General features: G+C 40.8%; 1 protein-coding gene. It reads right to left on the bottom strand.

Going from position 1 to position 493, the window contains the following annotated elements:
- Nucleotides 1-493 (bottom strand): YidC/Oxa1 family insertase periplasmic-domain containing protein (locus A3735_RS09015; protein WP_156499550.1); only part of this gene is annotated, 493 nt, incomplete at both ends.

Below are 493 nucleotides of genomic sequence, written 5' to 3'. Positions count from 1 at the left end.
CACCCATCAGAATCGGCAGAATGAAGTAAGGATCCATTACCGATAGATCGTGAATCCAGAACATAAATGGAGCATGGCGTAATTGAACACTCTCCATCAAAACCCAGTATAAAGCGATAAATACAGGCATCTGAACAAGAATAGGCAGACAACCACCAAGAGGATTAATTTTCTCTTTCTTATAGAGCTCCATCATTCCTTGAGACATCTTCTGACGATCATCGCCATACTGTTCTTTTAAAGCTTGTAGCTTAGGTGCTACCCGACGCATATTCGCCATAGAACGATAACTTGCAGCCGACAACTTGAAGAACAAAGCCTTAACACAAACAGTCACTAGAATAATTGCAAAACCCCAGTTCAATACAATGCCATAGAAGAAATCAAGCAATAGGAATAGTGGCGTTGCTACCCAGAATAACCAACCAAAATCTACGGTTAAATCAAGGTTTGGTGCAATAGCTTCCAAACGCTCCATAATCTTTGGACCAAT

This window comes from Oleiphilus sp. HI0061 (genome assembly GCF_001635675.1).
The sequence above is the reverse complement of the archived record's forward strand: the minus strand, read 5'-3'. Positions and strand labels throughout refer to the sequence as shown.